The following is a 17,130-nucleotide window of genomic DNA, read 5'->3' on the forward strand; positions in this document are numbered from 1 at the left end:
ACGAGTACCCGCCCCCGAACCCGCTCCAGCCCCCGGCGGAGGCACGCGCCGCGGGCCCGACGACGTCCGACCACGCGACCGTCGCCGCGCCCGCACCGAACATCGCCGCGTACCAGGCCGCCTCGCGTGCGCTCAGTGACGGGTCCGCGGGCCGCAGCGGCGACATGACCCAGTTGGGGCGCATGCCGGGGCCGACGGTCCCCAGCGGGTCCATCCGCACGTACCCGCGCCGCACCAGCGAGTGCACCTCGGTCGGCACGACGCCGACACCACCGCCGCCCGAGCCGCCGGCTCGCCGCGCGACCGAGACGACGATCGTCACCAGGACACCCACGAAGAGCACGCCGACGACGATCGCGAACCCGCCGAACGCCCCGAACCCGTCGGACCCGAACGAGCCGAGGTCGCCGATGTCGAGATCGCCCGGCTGCCCCGGGTCCGGGAACCCGAGGCCGGAGCCGTCCCAGTCGTCGTCGCCCGAGCCGTCGTCGCTCCCCGAGGCGTCCGCGTCGTCCGGCTGCTCGAACGAGGGCACCACGTCGAACGTCCCCGCGGGCCATCCCACGACGACGGTCAACGCCTCACCGGGCTCCACGGTGTCCTGGTGGAAGGTCGCACCCGCACCGGTCCGGTGGTGCGCGGTGCAGGACGCGTCCGATCCCGGCTCACCGGCGAGGCACCGTGCCCGCGTGACGCCGTCGGGGCCGACGACGGTCACGTCGACGTCCGAGAGCGGGATCTGCCAGCGCGGTCCGATCGCGTCCCAGAACAGCTGATCGCCGTCCGAGGTCAGCGAGTCCGGGTTCACGAGGGCGTCGACGGTGTACGCGATCTCGTAGCTCTGCTCGCCGTCGACGTCGTCGACGTCCGGGTCGCCGACCCGCACGGTCGTCGTCTCGCCGTCGTCCTCCACGTCGAGGTCGTCGGGCGCCCCCGTGGAGCTCGACGCCGTGACGTCGTGGATGTCGTAGACGCGCACCTGTCCGTCGTCGGTGGCGACGTGGCTCGGCAGCTCGAGCTCCACGCCGTGGCCGGGCTCGTCGGCGAAGTCGAGGTCGAGGTCGACGACGACGTGCGCCGAGCCGTCGTGCGCGAGGGTCACCCCGGCGGCGTACCGGGTGACCTGCCGCCCCTCGTCGGCCGCGGCCGGCAGCGCGGGCAGCAGCACAGGCAGCAGCATTCCGCCGACGAGCCCGACGAGCCGGGAGTCGGCGCGCTGATCGACTCCGTCGCGACCGACGAGAACCGGTCCATCGAGCCGGCGAAGGTGGTGATCCACAGCGGGTTCGGGTAGTACCCCGTGTACCAGGCCGGCTGCGCGACGACCCGTCCCTGCGCGGCGAGGTCCGCGAACACGCGCGCCCACCGCTCCGCGAGCCCGAACACGATCGCGTACGGCAGGTAGCGGCTGAAGATGTCCTCGCCCTCCTCGAACCGCAGCTGCTCGGCCTCGGCGGTCGCGAGGTACTGCCGGAACCCGAGGGTCTGCGCGAGCACCGCGGTGCCGTCAGCCGTGCGCGCGGGCGCGAAGCGCGCACAGGCGAGCACGACGACGCCCACGAGCCCGAGCCCGATCGGCACCAGCGCGACACCGGGCCACGTGACGCCCGACGCCATCACGAAGATCGTCAGCAGCACGGCCGCGACGACGAGCCCGATCCCGGCGGCCGCCCACGAGCCACGCACCGACGACGGGTTGCGGCGGAACCACCCGCGGTCGGTCACCTCGTCGTACAGGCGCGACTGCACCTTCTTCATCGACGACGCGAAGGTGGTGCGCAGGTCGGAGAGCTTGACGCTGCGCGAGCCCGAGAAGATCTCGTGCAGCAGCGTCGTCTCGGCGGGCGCCAGGCCCGCGTCGTCGTCGCGCAGGAGCACGAGGGTCCAGTCCTTGACCTTCTTGCGCGGGTCGGAGCGCGGCACCTCGTCGATCCGCAGGTAGCCACGCACGGCGAGGTCGACGAGCGTCGCGGTCACGTCGACCGGGTCAGCCTTCTCGTCCACGAGCGTGCCGAGCGCGCCCGGCCGCACGTCCGTGGGCGGTGCGAACTGGACCGCGACGGGAGCCCTCTTGTCGCGGTAGCCCGCGGAGCCCTCGGCACCCCCGACGGGCCGCAGGCCGGGCGTGAGGCCGAGGTAGGCGCGGTCGCGCCCGGTCGCGCGCACGCGTCGCACCGCGAGGAACGAGCCCGCGGCCACCACGAGCAGCGCCGCTGCTCCCCCACCCGAGAGCGGCCGGACCGGCCCGAGCGGGTCGGGCTTGTCCTCGAGCAGCAGGGCCGACTGCGGGAACGTTCCGCCGGGCCACCCGACGGTCACCGAGAGCTGGTCGCCGACGCCCAGCAGGTCCTGCGTGAACGTCGCCGACGACGCGTCGTGCGCAGCCGACGTGCACGACGTCGTCGACCCGTACGACCCGGCGTAGCAGACCGCGCCCTGCACGCCGTCCGGCCCGCTGACGTGCACGGACAGGTCACCCAGCGGGATCTCCCAGCCCGCGCCGATCACGTTCCAGTACAGCTCGTCGCCCGTGTGCTGCGCGTTCGCGGGGTTGAGGAAGCCTCGCACGGTGTAGCCGATGTCGTACGTCTGGACGCCTGAGACGTCGTCGACGTCCTCGTCGCCGATGCGCAGCACCATCGCGTCGCCGTCGTCCTCGCGGTGTACCTGCGCGGGTGCCCCGCTGGGGCTCGTCGCCGTGATGTCGGAGTACCGGAAGACGCGGTCGCGGTCGGCGTCGTAGGACGTGCGCAGCGGCAGCGTCAGGTACGGGCCGTGGCCCGGGTCGTCGCCGAAGTCGAAGTCCAGGTCGATGTCGACGCGCATCGTGCCGTCGTCGGCGACGTCCGCGGTCACGTCGTAGCGCGTGATCTCGCGGCCGCTGGTCTGGTCGGGCGTGGCTGCACCGGCCACAGACGTCGGGCCGACGACGAGAGCGACGAGCCCGACGGCGAGCCCGAGCGCCGCCGCGAGCCGTGCGCGCCTCATCGGTCGCGCTTCTCGCGCATGGCGCGGTCGGCTTCCAGGTTGTCCTGCCGCTCGCGCAGCGCCTGCCGCTTGTCGTACTCGCGCTTGCCGCGGGCCAGCGCGATCTCGACCTTGGCCCGACCGTCGAGGAAGTAGAGGGCGAGCGGCACGATGGTCTGCCCCTTCTCGCGCGTCTTCGCCTCGAGCCGGTCGATCTCCTCGCGGTGCAGCAGGAGCTTGCGCTTGCGGCGCGGCGCGTGGTTGGTCCACGTGCCCTGCGAGTACTCGGGGATGTGCACGCCCTGCAGCCACAGCTCGTGGCCGTCGACCTCGCACCAGCCGTCGACGAGCGATGCGCGCCCGGCCCGGAGCGCCTTGACCTCGGTGCCCGTGAGCATCACGCCGGCCTCGAAGACGTCTTCGATGATGTAGTCGTGCCGCGCCTTGCGGTTGGAGGCCACGAGCTTGCGCCCGGTGTCCTTCGCCATCGTCGTCGTCCCTCTTCCCCGCTCGCGCGAACGCGTGCGGACCGCCGCACGCGCCAGCCGTCGAGACTACCCGGACACCCCGCGTGAGGGTCGAGTGATTAGAGCCCCAGCAGCGGGCGCGGGTTGACGGTGCTGCCGTTGACGTACACCTCGAAGTGGAGGTGGCACGCGGCCGAGGTCCCGGTGTTGCCCGAGTAGCCGATGAGCTGTCCCTGCGCGACGTGCTGGCCGGAGCTGACGACCCCGCGTGTGAGGTGGTTGTACGACTCCGCGAGCGACTTGCCCTGGTAGGTGCCGCTGCTGACCATCACCTGGTTGCCGTAGCCGAACCGGTACTTCGACCACAGCACCGTGCCCGAGCGCGCTGCGTAGACCTTGGTGTCGCACCAGGTGCGCAGGTCGATCCCGGCGTGCAGGCGCCAGTAGTGCAGGATCGGGTGGAACCGCATCCCGTACTCGGACGTCACGTGGATGGGGCTGACGCTCGTCGGGTTGGAGAAGATCGCGCCGCTGATCGACCCCGAGGGCTTCGTCCCGCCGTCGTCGTCACCGCCGGTGGACGGCGGCACGGGCTTGCCGGCCTTCTCGGCCTCCTCGCGGGCCTTGCGCTCGGCCTCGGCCTTCTTGCGGGCCGCCTCGTCGTCGCGCTTCTTCTGCGCGGCGATCGCCGCCTTGAGGTCGCTCTCGAGCGTCTTGGCCTCGTTCTCGGCCTTCTTGATCTGCTGGAGGACCTGGGCCTTCTGCGACTCGAGCGTCTGCTGCTTCGACTCCTGCTCGGCGACGAGCGCGTCGAGCGCCTTGCGCGCGTTCGCGGCGCTCGTGGCCGCGGTCTGGGCCTCGGCGGCCTTCTCGTCGGCCTGCTCCTTGAGCTCGCCGATGCGGTCCTGCACCGCGCCCAGCCGCACGTTCGCGTTCTTGTTGGTCGCCTCGGACGTGCGCAGGTCGTCCAGCACCTGCGCCTGCGTGCGCAGCGCGGTGGTCATCATCCCGTAGCGCTCGACGAAGTCGTCGGTGCTCGTCGCGTCGAGCACCGCGGCGACGCCGGACACGGCACCGCCCGTGCGGTACGCCTCGCGGGCCATCTGGCCGATCGCCGCACGCATCTTGGTCGCCTCGGCCGAGTCCTTCTCGATCGAGGTCGACAACGTCGTGGCCTGGTCCTTCGCGTCCTGCAGCCGTTGCGCGACGAGCTGCGCCTCGCGCTGCGCCTTGTCCCGCGCGGCGTTCGCCTCGTCCAGCTTGAGCTGTGCCGCGGGGATCTGGGACTTGATCTCGAGTAGCCGGTCGGACGTCGCCTGGAGCTTGTCGTCGATGCCCTCCATCGCGTCCTCGGCGTCGGCGCGCTCCTTCTCGTTCGCCTTCTGCGCCTTCTCCGCGGCCGCTCGGCGGTCGTCGATCGAGTCGCCCGCGGCGGGCGTCGCGAGGCTCGTGAACGTGATGCCCGCGGCGAGGGCCGCCATGGCGGCGGTCGCGGACAGGCGCAGGGAGACGGGGCGCATGGTCACACCTTCGTGTAGCGGCTCAGGGTCACCAGGGAGGAGATGGCCGCGAGCACGATCGCCGCGGCGACGAGGAACGGTGCGACGGTCATGACGTCGGCCGTCGTGACGTACGGGATCCAGCCCACCGACGTGCCCAGCCAGTCGGTGACGAGGTACTCGACCCCCAGCCACAGCCCGCCGACCGCGAGCAGCGAGCCGATGGTCGCCGCGATCGCGCCCTCGAGCATGAACGGGAGCTGGATGAACATCGTGGACGCACCGACGAGCCGCATGATGCCGGTCTCGCGGCGGCGTGACAGCGCCGACAGCCGGATGGTCGTCGTGATGAGCAGCACCGCCGCGACGAGCATGACCGCCGCGAGGCCGCCCGCGAGCAGCGTCGCGCGGTCGAGCACCAGGAACAGGCGGTCGAACAGGCGCCGCTGGTCCTCGACCGCCTCGACGCCCTGCCGCCCCTGCACCACCTCGGCGACCACCGCGTACTTCTCGGGGTCGGTGAGCTTGATGCGGAACGACGAGTTCATGTCGTCGACCGTCGCGGCCGACGCCCAGAACTGGCCCTTGAACTGGCGCTGGAACGCCTTGAAGGCCTGCTCCTTGGACTCGAAGTAGATCTTCTGCACGTACGGCTTGACCTCGGGTGCGTCGAGCGCTGCCTGGATGTCGGCCTTCTGCTCGGCGGTCACCTCGCCGCCCGCGCACGTCTTCGCCGACGAGTTCGACGGGCACAGGAAGACCGAGACCTCGACCTTGTCGTACCAGTCGTCCTTCATCTTGCCGATCTGCATCTGCAGCAGCGCGGCCGAGCCGACGAACGTGAGCGAGACGAACGTGACGAGGATGACCGAGACGGTCATCGACAGGTTGCGACGAAGACCGATGCCGATCTCGGACAGGATGAACTGCAGGCGCACGGCGACCCCCTCAGCGGTCCGAGCCGTACACGCCGCGCGACTGGTCGCGCACCATGCTGCCCGTGCTCAGCTCGACCACGCGCTTGCGCATCTGGTCGACGATCTCGTCGTCGTGCGTGGCCATGACCACGGTGGTGCCGGTGCGGTTGATGCGGTCGAGCAGGCGCATGATCCCCAGGGAGGTCGTCGGGTCGAGGTTTCCCGTGGGCTCGTCGCACAGCAGGATCGGCGGACGGTTGACGAACGCGCGCGCGATCGCCACGCGCTGCTGCTCGCCACCGGACAGCTCGTGCGGGCGGCGCTTCTCCTTGCCCGCGAGGCCGACCATCTCGAGCACGTCGGGCACGGTCGTGTAGATGTGGTGGCGCGGCTTGCCGATGACCTGCAGCGCGAACGCGACGTTCTCGAACACCGTCTTGTTGGGCAGCAGGCGGAAGTCCTGGAACACCGCCCCGATCTGCCGACGCAGCTGCGGGACCTTCCAGCTCGACAGCGAGCCCAGCTCCTTGCCGGCGACGAAGACGCGGCCCGCGGACGCGCGCTCCTCACGCAGCACGAGGCGCAGGAAGGTGGACTTGCCGGAGCCCGACGAGCCGACGAGGAAGACGAACTCCCCCCGCTCGACGTCCAGGGACACGCGGTCGAGCGCCGGTCGGGCGCCTCGTGCGTAGACCTTGGTGACGTTCTCGAATCGGATCACGATCGCTCTCGCGGGGTCGCCATGTGCGTGGACATGGGGCGCCTGGGCGGCGCCGGGTGTGCTGCTGGCCTCGTCGAGAGTAGGCAGCGCGCACGGCGCGTCCGCCGGGGACACGCCGTGCGGGAACCTGTGAGCGGCTCGCACGACGACCGGGTCGGAACGATTCGCCCGGTATGTCGGCCGTCGCGCGTCGGAGGTCGCCGCTCGCGCCCGACGAGCCGCATGCAGAGCTCGCACGCGTCACGCGTCCTAGCGTTCAAGACTTGACGACTGCGTGAACACCGCGTAGACATCGGTGTCATGCCAGGGCGACCCGGCGGCGCCGGTGCCGCCCAACGAGACACGGGATCGCAGACGGCCCTCCGCGAACGCAACACGCGACTGGTCGTGACGGCGCTCGGGCTCAACGGCCCGCAGTCGCAGGCGGCGCTCGCCCGGCACACCGGCCTGTCCGCGGGAACCGTCTCGAACATCGTGCGGGAGCTCGCCGCGGCGGAGCGCGTCACGACGAGCCCGGTCGTCACCGGCGGACGTCGCTCGACGGAGGTCACGCTCGCACCGGACCGCCGCGTCGTGGTGGGCGTGGACATCGGCCGCTCGCACCTGCGCGTCATGGCTCTCGACGCGTCGCACGAGCCGCTCGGGCGGGCCGACGTCCCGCTGCGCGCCGGCCACGAGCCCGCGGACACGCTCAAGCTGGCCGACGAGCTGATCGGCACCCTCCTGTCCGAGCACGGCGTGGACCGCTCGCGCGTGCCGCTCGTGGGCATCGCGATCCCCGCGTCGCTCGACCCGGTGCACGGCTCGGTCGTGCAGGCCAACGTCCTGCCCGAGTGGGCCGGGATCAACATCGTCGACGCGACGTCCGAGGCGTTCGACCTGCCGGTCATCGTGGAGAACGACGCGAACCTCGGGGCGCTCGCGCACGCCGTGACGGGGCGCTTCGCGGACGTGGAGTGCCTCGTCTACGTCAAGGTCGCCACGGGCATCGGCGCAGGTCTCGCGCTGCGCGGTCGCGTGTACGGCAGCACCACGGGGATCTCGGGCGAGATCGGCCACACGCAGGTCGTCGAGAACGGCGACATCTGCACGTGCGGCAACCGAGGCTGCCTCGAGACCGTCGCCTCGACCCGGCGCATCGGCGCCGAGCTCACGCGCATCCGCCCCGAGCGCAGCGGCGACGTCGCAGGACTCGTCGACGCGGCGTCGGGCGGCGACCCCGTGGTCACGCGCCTGCTGCTCGACGCCGGCGCGCTCGTCGGCCGCGCGCTCGCGCCCATCTGCAACCTGCTCAGCCCCGACGTCCTGGTGCTGGGCGGTCCGCTCACGCGCGTCGCGCAGCCCCTGCTCGACGGCATCGGCCAGTCGATCCGCCAGCGTTCGCTGCCCGCGGCGACCGGCCACACCCAGTTCGTGCTCTCCGACCTCGCGGACGACGCAGAGGTCCATGGCGCGTGCCTGCTCGCGCTGCGTCACGCGCTCGCGGAAGGTGACGATTTGATATCGAAGTGATGTGGGTATGGGCACGCCCGTGTGTTCAAAGGTTGACGACAAGGTGCGGCCTCCCTAGTGTCCTTCCGGGACCGCAGGGCGGGCCTCCGACAGCAGAGTCGCGTCAGGAGCGAGACAGATGGTTCAAGGACCGGTCATCCTCGAGATGAGGTCGATCACCAAGGAGTTCCCGGGCGTCCGGGCACTCGACAACGTGACCATGAAGGTGCACGCCGGGGAGATCCACGCGATCTGCGGCGAGAACGGCGCCGGCAAGTCCACGCTGATGAAGATCCTGTCGGGCGTCTACCCGCACGGCACGTACGGCGGCGACATCGTCTACAACGGCGAGGTCGTCGAGTTCAGCAACATCAAGCAGTCCGAGGACGCCGGGATCGTCATCATCCACCAGGAGCTGGCGCTCATCCCCGAGCTCTCGATCACCGAGAACATCTTCCTCGGCAACGAGGTCAAGGGCCGGCTCGGCATCGACTGGGACGCCGCGCACCGGCGCGCGGGCGAGCTGCTCGCACGCGTCGGGCTGGACGAGAACCCGAGCGAGATCATCAAGAACATCGGCGTCGGCAAGCAGCAGCTCGTCGAGATCGCCAAGGCCCTGTCGAAGGACGTCAAGCTCCTCATCCTCGACGAGCCCACGTCCGCCCTGAACGAGGACGACTCGGCACACCTGCTCGACCTGCTGCGGGGCCTGCGCTCCAAGGGCATGACGAGCATCATGATCAGCCACAAGCTCAACGAGATCGAGGCTGTCGCCGACTCGATCACGATCATCCGCGACGGTCGCTCGGTCGAGACGCTCGACGTCACCGCGGGCGAGGTGAACGAGGACCGGATCATCCGCGGGATGGTGGGCCGCTCGCTCGAGTCGCGCTTCCCGGACCACACGCCGAACATCGGCGAGAAGTTCTTCGAGGTGCACGACTGGACCGTCGAGCACCCGCTAGTCCCTGGCCGCCTCGTGTGCAAGGGGTCCGACTTCTTCGTCCGCCGCGGCGAGATCGTCGGCTTCGCGGGCATCATGGGCGCCGGGCGCACCGAGCTCGCGCGGTCGATCTTCGGCCGCTCGTACGGCCGCTACCTCCAGGGCACCATCAAGATCAACGGCGAAGAGGTTTCGCTGCACACCGTGCAGCAGGCGATCGACGCGAAGATCGCCTACGTGCCCGAGGACCGCAAGGCCCTGGGCCTCAACCTCCTCGACAACATCGAGGACACCATGGTCTCGGCCGGCCTGAAGAAGATCTCGCGCCGCACCGTGATCGACGGCGACGCGGCCCACGCGGCGGCGGAGCAGTACCGCAAGTCGCTCAACGTCAAGGCGCCAAGTGTAGAGATGGGTGTCGCCAAGCTCTCCGGCGGCAACCAGCAGAAGGTGCTGCTGGCCAAGTGGATGTTCCCGGAGCCGGACCTGCTGATCCTCGACGAGCCCACCCGTGGCATCGACGTGGGCGCCAAGTACGAGATCTACGGTCTCGTGCAGCGCCTGGCCGACGAGGGCAAGGGCGTCGTCGTGATCTCGTCCGAGCTGCCCGAGCTGCTGGGCCTGGCGGACCGCATCTACACGATCTTCGAGGGCACCATCACGGGCGTCCTCAACCGCGGCGACGCGGACCAGGAGAGCCTCATGCGCCTCATGACCGGGTCCGGCGGCAGCGCCGAGGCCAAGGCCAGCTGACCACCACCCCCGAACGACAAGAAGGAAGCTCGACGATGACGTCTTATCTCAAGCAGGTGTTCGGCGGTGGGGTGCGCCAGTTCGGCATGGTGATCGCGCTTGTCGTGCTGACGCTGTACTTCCAGGTGAAGACCGGCGGCAAGGTCCTGACGCCGACCAACGCGCAGAACATCATCAACGGCAACTCGTACATCCTGATCCTGGCGATCGGCATGGTGCTCGTCATCATCGCCGGCCACATCGACCTCTCCGTCGGGTCGGTCGCCGCGGCGGTCGGCATCATCGTGGCGATCGCGATGCGCGACTGGAACATCCCGTGGTGGGTGGGCATCCTGCTCGGCCTCGTGGTGGGTCTCGTGATCGGCGCGTGGCAGGGCACCTGGGTCGCGTATGTAGGGATCCCAGGCTTCATCACGACCCTCGCGGGCATGCTCATCTTCCGTGGTCTGAACCAGCTCATCGGCAAGAACAACTCGGTGCCGGTCCCGGACTCCTTCCAGAAGATCGGCTCCGGCTACCTGCCCGAGTGGGGGCCCAGCACGGGCCTCAACAACTCCACGCTGCTGCTCGGCCTCATCGCCATCGCCTGGGTGCTGTGGAGCGCGTTCCGCCAGATCAGCAAGAGCAAGGACCTCGACGCGACGACGCCCGCACCGGTGATCATCACCCGCGCCGTGCTCATCAGCGCCGTGATCGCCTACCTGACCTACCTGTTCGGCTCGGGCCGCTCGGGCACGTCGTTCCCGATCTCGGGCTGCATCCTCGTCTTCCTCGTCCTCGTGTACAGCTTCGTCGCGAACCGCACGATCACGGGCCGCCACGTCTATGCCGTGGGTGGCAACCGCTCCGCAGCCGCGCTGTCCGGTGTGAACATCAAGCACGTGAACTTCTTCGTCATGGCCAACATGTCGATGCTCGCGGCGCTCGCCGGCATGGTGTTCGTCGCTCGGTCCACCTCGTCCGGCCCGTCCGACGGTGTCGGCTGGGAGCTCGACGCGATCGCGGCCGTGTTCATCGGTGGCGCGGCCGTCTCCGGCGGTGTCGGCACAGTGCTCGGCTCCGTCATCGGTGGTCTGGTCATGGCCGTCCTCAACAACGGCCTCGCACTCCAGGGCGTCGGCTCCGACTGGACTCAGATCATCAAGGGCCTCGTCCTGCTGCTGGCCGTCGCGTTCGACGTCTACAACAAGGTGCAGGGCCGTCCCTCCATCATCGGAACCCTGCTGCGGGGCAAGTCCCGCCGTGAGGCGAGCCTCGAGGCCGCCGAGGATTCCGCAAGTGTCCCTGTGAGCGCCGGCGAGACCGCCGCCAAGGGCTGATCCACCACACCCCAAGTGCACCCGAGGACGGGTGCCCGACAAGAAAGTGGTTTCTCATGAAGAAGCTGGCCACCGCGTTCATCGCGCTGACCGCCGTGGGTGCGCTGTCGCTCTCCGCGTGCTCCTCGAACGACCGTGACGGCGACTCGGGCAGCAAGTCGACCCCGACCGCTGGCTCGACCGACGGTGCGACCGGCGGCGCCGGTTTCGCTGCCGACTCGACCATCGGTGTCGCCCTGCCGCAGAAGACCTCGGAGAACTGGGTCCTCGCGGAGAACCTGTTCAACACGGACCTGAAGGACGCCGGCTTCAAGCCGATCGTCCAGTTCGGCAACTCGGGTGTCGCCGAGCAGCAGAACCAGATCCAGGCCATGGTCGAGCAGGGTGCCAAGGTCATCGTCGTCGGCGCCATCGACGGCTCGCAGCTCGGCACGCAGCTCAAGGCCGCCAAGGACTCGGGCGCGTACGTCATCGCCTACGACCGTCTCGTGAAGAACACGGACGCCGTGGACCTGTACATCGCGTTCGACAACTTCAAGGTCGGCGTCCTGCAGGGTGAGGCCCTCCTCAAGGGTCTGGCCGAGCGCAAGGGCTCGGGCCCGTACAACATCGAGCTCGTCGCCGGCTCGCCGGACGACGCGAACGCGACCCCGTTCTTCAACGGCGCCATGCAGGTCCTGCAGCCGAAGATCAACGACGGCACGCTGAAGGTCGTCTCGAAGCAGACCGGCTTCGACCAGGTCGCGACGCAGGGCTGGAAGGCCGAGAACGTCCAGAAGCGCTTCGACACGATCATGTCGGCGAACTACTCGGGCGGCACCAAGCTGGACGGCGTCCTGTCGCCCAACGACACGCTGGCCCGTGGCGTGCTGACCTCGGTCAAGCAGGCCGGCCAGACGGACGTCCCGGTCATCACCGGCCAGGACTCCGAGGTCGAGTCGGTCAAGTCGATCATGGAGGGCGTGCAGTACTCCACGATCTACAAGGACACGCGTGAGCTCGTCGCGCAGACCGTCAAGACGATCAAGGACCTCCAGGCCGGCAAGGACCCCGAGGTCAACGACACCAAGTCCTACGACAACGGTGTGAAGATCGTCCCGGCGTACCTGCTGACGCCGGTCGTCGTGACCAAGGAGAACGCTGCCGAGGTCTACGCGAACGACCCGACGCTCGGCCCGCTCACCAAGTGAGCTGACCAGCAGCACTGAAGGTGCCCCCCGGGTCTCGACCCGGGGGGCACCTTCGTTCCCGGGGGGCACGGTCCTTCTCGGGGTTCTCTCTCGGTGCAGCCCGCCGGGGAAGACGAAGGCCCGCCGCGATCACTCGCGGCGGGCCTTCGTCGTGCGCGTCGGCGTGGCCGTCAGCCGTTGACCTCGGCCGAGCGGCGCCAGCGGATGCCGGCCTCGATGAAGTCGTCGATGTCCCCGTCGAACACGGCGGCCGGGTTGCCGACCTCATGCTCGGTGCGCAGGTCCTTGACCATCTGGTACGGCTGCAGCACGTAGGAGCGCATCTGGTCGCCCCAGCTGGCCTTGATGTCTCCGGCCATCTCCTTCTTCTTCGCGTCCTCCTCGGCCTTGCGGACCAGCAGCAGGCGGGACTGCAGGACGCGCAGCGCGGCGGCGCGGTTCTGGATCTGCGACTTCTCGTTCTGCATCGACACGACGATGCCCGTGGGGATGTGCGTCATGCGCACCGCGGAGTCGGTGGTGTTGACCGACTGGCCCCCGGGGCCTGACGAGCGGAACACGTCGACCTTGATCTCCGACTCGGGGATCTCGATGGAGTCGGTCTGCTCGATGAGCGGGATGACCTCGACCGCGGCGAACGACGTCTGGCGGCGGCCCTGGTTGTCGAACGGCGAGATTCGCACCAGGCGGTGCGTGCCGGCCTCGACGGACAGGTGCCCGAACGCATAGGGCGCCTTGACCTCGAACGTCGCCGACTTGAGGCCGGCCTCCTCCGCGTAGGAGGTGTCCATCACGGTGGTCGGGTAGCCGTGGCGCTCGGCCCAGCGCAGGTACATGCGCATGAGCATCTCGGCGAAGTCGGCGGCGTCGACGCCACCGGCACCCGCGCGGATCGTCACGACGGCCTCGCGCTGGTCGTACTCCCCCGCGAGCAGCGTCCGCACCTCGAGCTCGCCCAGGTCCTTGCGGATCTTCTCCAGGTCGGCCTCGGCCTCGAGCAGGCTGTCCTCGTCCTGCATCTCGTTGCCGAGCTCGACGAGCGTCTCGAGGTCGTCGATGCGGCTGCCGAGCTTGCTCACGCGGTCCAGCTCCGCCTGCGCGGCGGACAGCGCGCTCGTGACCTTCTGCGCCGAGTCCGGGTCGTCCCACAGGTCCGGCGCGGAGGCCTGCTCCGACAGCTGCGCGATCTTCGCCTGCAGCGCCGTCGGGTCGCTCACCGCCTGGATCGACTCGAGGGTCGTGCGCAGGTCGCGGATCTCGGCGGGGAAGTCAGTGGTGGCCACGACCGTCCAGGCTACCCGCTCGCGGCGCACCGACCGGTCGGTGCGTGCGGGGCGCCGCTCAGCCGGCGCGCGCATCGGACGTCGCGCGGATCCGGATGCCATCGCTCCACGGCTCGAGCACCCACGACAGCAGGGGCGGACGCACGAGCGCCTCGACCTCGACCCGCGCAGTCCGGCCGTCGGCCGATGCGTCGGCGGTCCACGCGAGGTCCCGCCAGCGTCCGGCCTGGTCGCGGTTGTCCTCCAGGTACTGCTCCACGGCGGCGTGCACGCTCCCGTCCGTGAGCGTCGGACGGGTCGGGTCCGAGCGGGACGGGGCGCGGTCGGGGTCGAAGTACACGTCCGGCCAGCGCGACCAGCCGCTTGCGCTCCAGGTGCACTCCCGCGGCCGACCCGACGACCGTCACGAGCAGCATCGCGACCACGACGAGACCGATCGTCAGCAGCAGCTCGTCCGGACGCCTAACGCCCGGACGGGGTCTCGTCAGCGATAGGCGATGGGAGATGAGCGAGGGCGGCGCCGTCTGACCGAGAGAGCCAGTACCGTCGTTGTCGAGGGCGAACGATGAACAGGTCGCGAGGCAGGCTTTCTGGGATGAGGACTTCGCGGCTTGAGCCATCGCCTTCGGTGTCGTTGAGCCAGAGCATCGAGGTTCCGATGTCGATGAACCACTCGTCGTCTGCACCGGTTTCCGCCTGCAGGCCGTAGCTCACAACCATGACGTGTGGAAAGTCGACGCCATCAACCTTGATGCCGCGTTCGTTAGTCATCCACCCCGCCACTGTTCGCTCGACCTGGAGTTCTTGGCGTCGCGTCTCGCCTGGCGTGAGCGTGTACTTGAACGCCATCCAGTCGGACTCGCTAGGTGGACGGTGAGAGATCGTCACCTCGACGGTGGTGTCGCCGTCGTTACGCACATTGACGACGCAACTAGCCGCGATCCGGTCCTCGCCATCCTTGGGCAGACGAAGCGTCTCCACGCCTCGCAGTGCGGGTGGTGGCCAGGCGACGTCGGAGAGCGTCACCGCCACGCTCGGCATCGCTGCGTTGATGCTCGCCCGCTGGGTCTCAAGAACCAGCTCGCGACCGTTTGACTCTTCCCGACGGGCGACAGCGAGTGCCTCGTTCGCCGTGTTCAGCGCTCTACCAGACACCTTGACGCTGCGGTGAGTCTCAATCGACTGCCACGCCACGACACCAGCTGCGATGAAGGCCGCCACAACGGCCCAGTCGTCAGAGTTCACGTTGCGAACCTAGCCCGAGGGGTGGCCACTGAACAGGCGTAGCCGAGCACTCGAACGACTGAACGCCGCCCCTCGCCCTTGGTGGGCGGGAGGCGGCGTTCAGCGCCGAGTGTGGACTGCGCTCAGTGAGCCGCGTTATAGATGTCGAGCAGGTCCTGTCGGATACGGCCGCGGTCGCCGACTTCGTGTCCCTGGGCGCGCAGCCAGGTCCGCGCGGCGTCAGTGTTGGATGCGCCCCGCCCCGGTCGTCGGGAGGCCGTGCGGGTGGTCGCCCCACTGGTACGGCGGCCGGCCTTCACGTAGGGGGCAACCGCCGCCTCGAACGCAGCGACGTTCTGCTCGTTCAAGTCGATCTCGTACGACTTGCCGGCGTACGAGAACGCGACCGTGGTCGACGCCTCGGACCCGTCCAGGTCGTCCGTCAAAGTGACAATCGTGCGCTGCGCCATGGGCCCTACACGGGTTGTGATTGCCGCAGCTGATGCGGGGCTACTTGAGTGTCAATCCGAGCTCACGGGCGACGCGATGCTGCGTCGTGGACCAGTTACTCAGGTCGCTCGGAGTTATCTCAACCAGGAGAATACCCGCGTCCCGTGCCAGATTTCGCTTCAGCTCCGACTTCCGGTCATATGCAGGCACCCCGGCCAAGCCGAAGTACTCGATGAACATGTCACCGATTCGGAAGTCGGCACGCTTCTGGCTGCCGGGGTAGACCGGTTCTCGCGAGTGTTCGACTCCGAGGCCGTGCAGCCAGTCGTCGATCGTCTTCTCCCCGAGCGACGTGCACATGTGCCCGTCGTTAGCCAGCACGCGGGTGCCCACGACCATCCGTTGCGCCCCGTCGCTGATCAGTCCGGATGCTACGAGCGCGCCGAACCACGTCCCGTACTGGGAACGCCAACCGTGCCCGAGTGAAGCTTGAAGGCGGAGCGCATTGAGATAGAGGTCGGGGTCATCAGTTGCGAATACGTCTCCGAGCCACCCTTGTGAGGGAACGCGCTCGATCAACTCGGCGATAGAGATGAGTACGTCGAGAGGGCGCTCACTGGGTCCTGCGTCCGCAAGTTCGCGGTCGAACGCTTCGTGGCAACTCGGGCAGATCCGGGCGCGCGCCGGCCCGACCGCAAGCGCGTACACCGAGGGCGTGAACCACTCCTGGCAGAGAACGCAGTGCCGCCGTGTCGGGCTCGAAGGCAGGCTACCGCGCACAAGGTGGTGTACGACTTCCTCTGTCGCTTCCCCTTGAGCATGGAGACGAACGAGTCGTCTCGCAGCGGGGGCGGACAGGAACGAGAGTCGCCGGAGGATCGCGGCCGTCTCCTCTGGAGTGCCCGGCAGCGATGCGATCGGGACGACCGTCCCGCCCACATAGAGGGACTCCGCCTCGGCGAGCCTCAGTACGTCGAGCGCCTCGCCATCGGGCGTGAAGGTGCCGCAGAGCCGTGTGCCGACCGCTCGAAGCTCAAGCGGAGGCTGGTCGGGCGCATTGACTGAGGTAACAACTCGCCGGCTTCCGTCAACCGCGATACGAATCGGCGTCACCGCTTCCACCATGCGGACGATTTGCTGGTACGGGTCGGACCGCCAAGCCTCTAGCCAGTAGTGCTCGCTTGTTTCGAGCCTCAGTGGCGTTTCAGTGTCGTCGGGGCGAGCGTGGCGAAGTTTGAGCCGTGTCGCGGGCATCTTGGCGATGCCAAAGGTGATCGGCTGTTCGGTCTCGGATTCTGCCGCGAGGTGAGCCGTGATCTTGTTGCCCAGGTCCAGGCTCAGTCCAACTCTGGACGGTGAACCGTCGCGCAGCAAACGACTTCGCCACATCGCATATTCGGGGCTCCGCTCGACGAGGTCCTCACACTCGACGGAGAACCGCGCGATGCGGGCGTCCGTTGGGCGCCCCTCACGAAACATCGTCATGCCCGGACGGTACTCGGTGGATCTGACCCGCTGCCCGCATCCCGTTGGGGCTTCAGCTTCACGGGTCGGCACCAGTACACCATCGGCACCCATGCGCCACGCTTTCTGGACCGATGCCCCCTGGACCACGGACCGGCACCCGAGAGCACGCATCCAGCCAGTCCCCCGCACCGGTCACCCTCCTACCTCACCCGACCCGGGACCCACCCGCGCACTGTCCGCCCTGGGCCGTCTTGCCGCGACGAGGCGGCGAACCGACCCGACCCCCACCTCCCAGCAGCACGAGCAGCTCGTGGGGCTTGTCTCCCAGCACAGGAACGAGCACGGCCTCACGGCGTACGGGCACCCGACCACACGGGCCGTTGACCACACACGAGCCGGCAGGTCGCAGACCGGTGCAGCCCAGCGAGCACCGCGAGCG

The 17,130-nt window shown here is 69.1% G+C and carries 15 protein-coding genes; 4 read left to right on the top strand and 11 right to left on the bottom strand.

What is annotated here, in order from left to right; all coding sequences use genetic code 11:
- The 6 genes from AW16_RS0113960 to ftsE all read right to left on the bottom strand — a co-directional run.
- Window positions 1-1,168 (bottom strand): DUF2207 domain-containing protein (locus AW16_RS0113960; RefSeq protein ID WP_197021631.1); only part of this gene is annotated, 1,168 nt, incomplete at its 3' end.
- Window positions 1,099-2,988 (bottom strand): DUF2207 domain-containing protein, encoded by a 1,890-nt coding sequence (locus AW16_RS0113965; RefSeq protein WP_051681962.1) that lies wholly within the window; start codon window positions 2,986-2,988, stop codon window positions 1,099-1,101. The genes AW16_RS0113965 and AW16_RS0113960, both read right to left, overlap by 70 nt.
- A complete protein-coding gene (gene smpB, locus AW16_RS0113970; RefSeq protein ID WP_029291379.1) occupies window positions 2,985-3,455 on the bottom strand; it encodes an SsrA-binding protein SmpB in 471 nt (156 codons plus the stop codon). The genes AW16_RS0113965 and smpB overlap by 4 nt, the downstream gene beginning before the upstream one ends.
- 98 nt (window positions 3,456-3,553) lie before the next feature.
- The gene (locus AW16_RS0113975; RefSeq protein WP_029291381.1) at window positions 3,554-4,954 is read right to left on the bottom strand and encodes a M23 family metallopeptidase; all 1,401 of its coding nucleotides are present in this window, start codon (window positions 4,952-4,954) and stop codon (window positions 3,554-3,556) included.
- 2 nt (window positions 4,955-4,956) lie between these two features.
- Window positions 4,957-5,871, bottom strand: coding sequence for a permease-like cell division protein FtsX (gene ftsX / locus AW16_RS0113980; RefSeq protein ID WP_029291382.1), 915 nt, complete (start codon window positions 5,869-5,871; stop codon window positions 4,957-4,959).
- Between the two features lie 10 nt (window positions 5,872-5,881).
- Window positions 5,882-6,571, bottom strand: a complete 690-nt coding sequence (gene ftsE, locus AW16_RS0113985; RefSeq protein ID WP_029291385.1) for a cell division ATP-binding protein FtsE — start codon at window positions 6,569-6,571, stop codon at window positions 5,882-5,884.
- Window positions 6,572-6,871: 300 nt separating this feature from the next.
- Here ftsE and AW16_RS0113990 point away from each other — a divergent pair, with 300 nt between their 5' ends.
- The 4 genes from AW16_RS0113990 (at window position 6,872) to AW16_RS0114005 (ending at window position 12,267) form a co-directional block, all read left to right on the top strand.
- Window positions 6,872-8,083, top strand: coding sequence for an ROK family transcriptional regulator (locus tag AW16_RS0113990; protein WP_029291387.1), 1,212 nt, complete (start codon window positions 6,872-6,874; stop codon window positions 8,081-8,083).
- A 118-nt stretch (window positions 8,084-8,201) separates the two neighbouring features.
- Window positions 8,202-9,758 carry a multiple monosaccharide ABC transporter ATP-binding protein gene (gene mmsA, locus AW16_RS0113995; protein WP_029291389.1) on the top strand — a complete coding sequence of 519 codons (1,557 nt, stop codon included), beginning with the start codon at window positions 8,202-8,204 and terminating at the stop codon, window positions 9,756-9,758.
- 35 nt (window positions 9,759-9,793) lie between these two features.
- Window positions 9,794-11,077: a multiple monosaccharide ABC transporter permease gene (mmsB, locus tag AW16_RS0114000; protein WP_029291391.1), complete on the top strand. Its 1,284-nt coding sequence runs from the start codon at window positions 9,794-9,796 to the stop codon at window positions 11,075-11,077.
- A gap of 56 nt (window positions 11,078-11,133) precedes the next feature.
- Complete coding sequence (locus tag AW16_RS0114005) at window positions 11,134-12,267, top strand: sugar-binding protein (protein WP_029291393.1); 1,134 nt, start codon at window positions 11,134-11,136, stop codon at window positions 12,265-12,267.
- A gap of 170 nt (window positions 12,268-12,437) precedes the next feature.
- Here the strand turns inward: AW16_RS0114005 and prfB are convergent, their stop codons facing one another.
- The 5 genes from prfB to AW16_RS0114030 all read right to left on the bottom strand — a co-directional run bounded on the left by prfB (window position 12,438) and on the right by AW16_RS0114030 (window position 16,709).
- Window positions 12,438-13,550: a peptide chain release factor 2 gene (prfB, locus tag AW16_RS0114010; protein WP_029291395.1), complete on the bottom strand. Its 1,113-nt coding sequence runs from the start codon at window positions 13,548-13,550 to the stop codon at window positions 12,438-12,440.
- Window positions 13,551-13,608: 58 nt separating this feature from the next.
- Window positions 13,609-13,821: a hypothetical protein gene (locus tag AW16_RS0114015; RefSeq protein WP_156044191.1), complete on the bottom strand. Its 213-nt coding sequence runs from the start codon at window positions 13,819-13,821 to the stop codon at window positions 13,609-13,611.
- A 191-nt stretch (window positions 13,822-14,012) separates the two neighbouring features.
- On the bottom strand, window positions 14,013-14,795 hold the full coding sequence (locus AW16_RS0114020; protein ID WP_034649322.1) for a hypothetical protein: 783 nt from the start codon (window positions 14,793-14,795) through the stop codon (window positions 14,013-14,015).
- A gap of 122 nt (window positions 14,796-14,917) precedes the next feature.
- Entirely contained in the window at window positions 14,918-15,244 is a 327-nt protein-coding gene (locus tag AW16_RS0114025) for an Lsr2 family protein (RefSeq protein WP_029291400.1), read from the bottom strand.
- 40 nt (window positions 15,245-15,284) lie between these two features.
- Window positions 15,285-16,709 carry a hypothetical protein gene (locus AW16_RS0114030; RefSeq protein WP_029291402.1) on the bottom strand — a complete coding sequence of 475 codons (1,425 nt, stop codon included), beginning with the start codon at window positions 16,707-16,709 and terminating at the stop codon, window positions 15,285-15,287.
- Between the last annotated feature and the right edge of the window lie 421 nt (window positions 16,710-17,130).

The organism is Cellulomonas sp. HZM, from assembly GCF_000708885.1.
In the GTDB taxonomy this organism is placed as follows: Bacteria; Actinomycetota; Actinomycetes; order Actinomycetales; family Cellulomonadaceae; genus Cellulomonas.

Bases quoted from the DNA above. Each gene is read 5' to 3' on its own strand.
- AW16_RS0113965 (WP_051681962.1), bottom strand. From the start codon at position 2,988: ATGAGGCGCGCACGGCTCGCGGCGGCGCTCGGGCTCGCCGTCGGGCTC.
- smpB (WP_029291379.1), bottom strand. From the start codon at position 3,455: ATGGCGAAGGACACCGGGCGCAAGCTCGTGGCCTCCAACCGCAAGGCG.
- AW16_RS0113975 (WP_029291381.1), bottom strand. From the start codon at position 4,954: ATGCGCCCCGTCTCCCTGCGCCTGTCCGCGACCGCCGCCATGGCGGCC.
- AW16_RS0113990 (WP_029291387.1), top strand. From the start codon at position 6,872: ATGCCAGGGCGACCCGGCGGCGCCGGTGCCGCCCAACGAGACACGGGA.
- mmsA (WP_029291389.1), top strand. From the start codon at position 8,202: ATGGTTCAAGGACCGGTCATCCTCGAGATGAGGTCGATCACCAAGGAG.
- mmsB (WP_029291391.1), top strand. From the start codon at position 9,794: ATGACGTCTTATCTCAAGCAGGTGTTCGGCGGTGGGGTGCGCCAGTTC.
- AW16_RS0114005 (WP_029291393.1), top strand. From the start codon at position 11,134: ATGAAGAAGCTGGCCACCGCGTTCATCGCGCTGACCGCCGTGGGTGCG.
- AW16_RS0114025 (WP_029291400.1), bottom strand. From the start codon at position 15,244: ATGGCGCAGCGCACGATTGTCACTTTGACGGACGACCTGGACGGGTCC.
- AW16_RS0114030 (WP_029291402.1), bottom strand. From the start codon at position 16,709: ATGACGATGTTTCGTGAGGGGCGCCCAACGGACGCCCGCATCGCGCGG.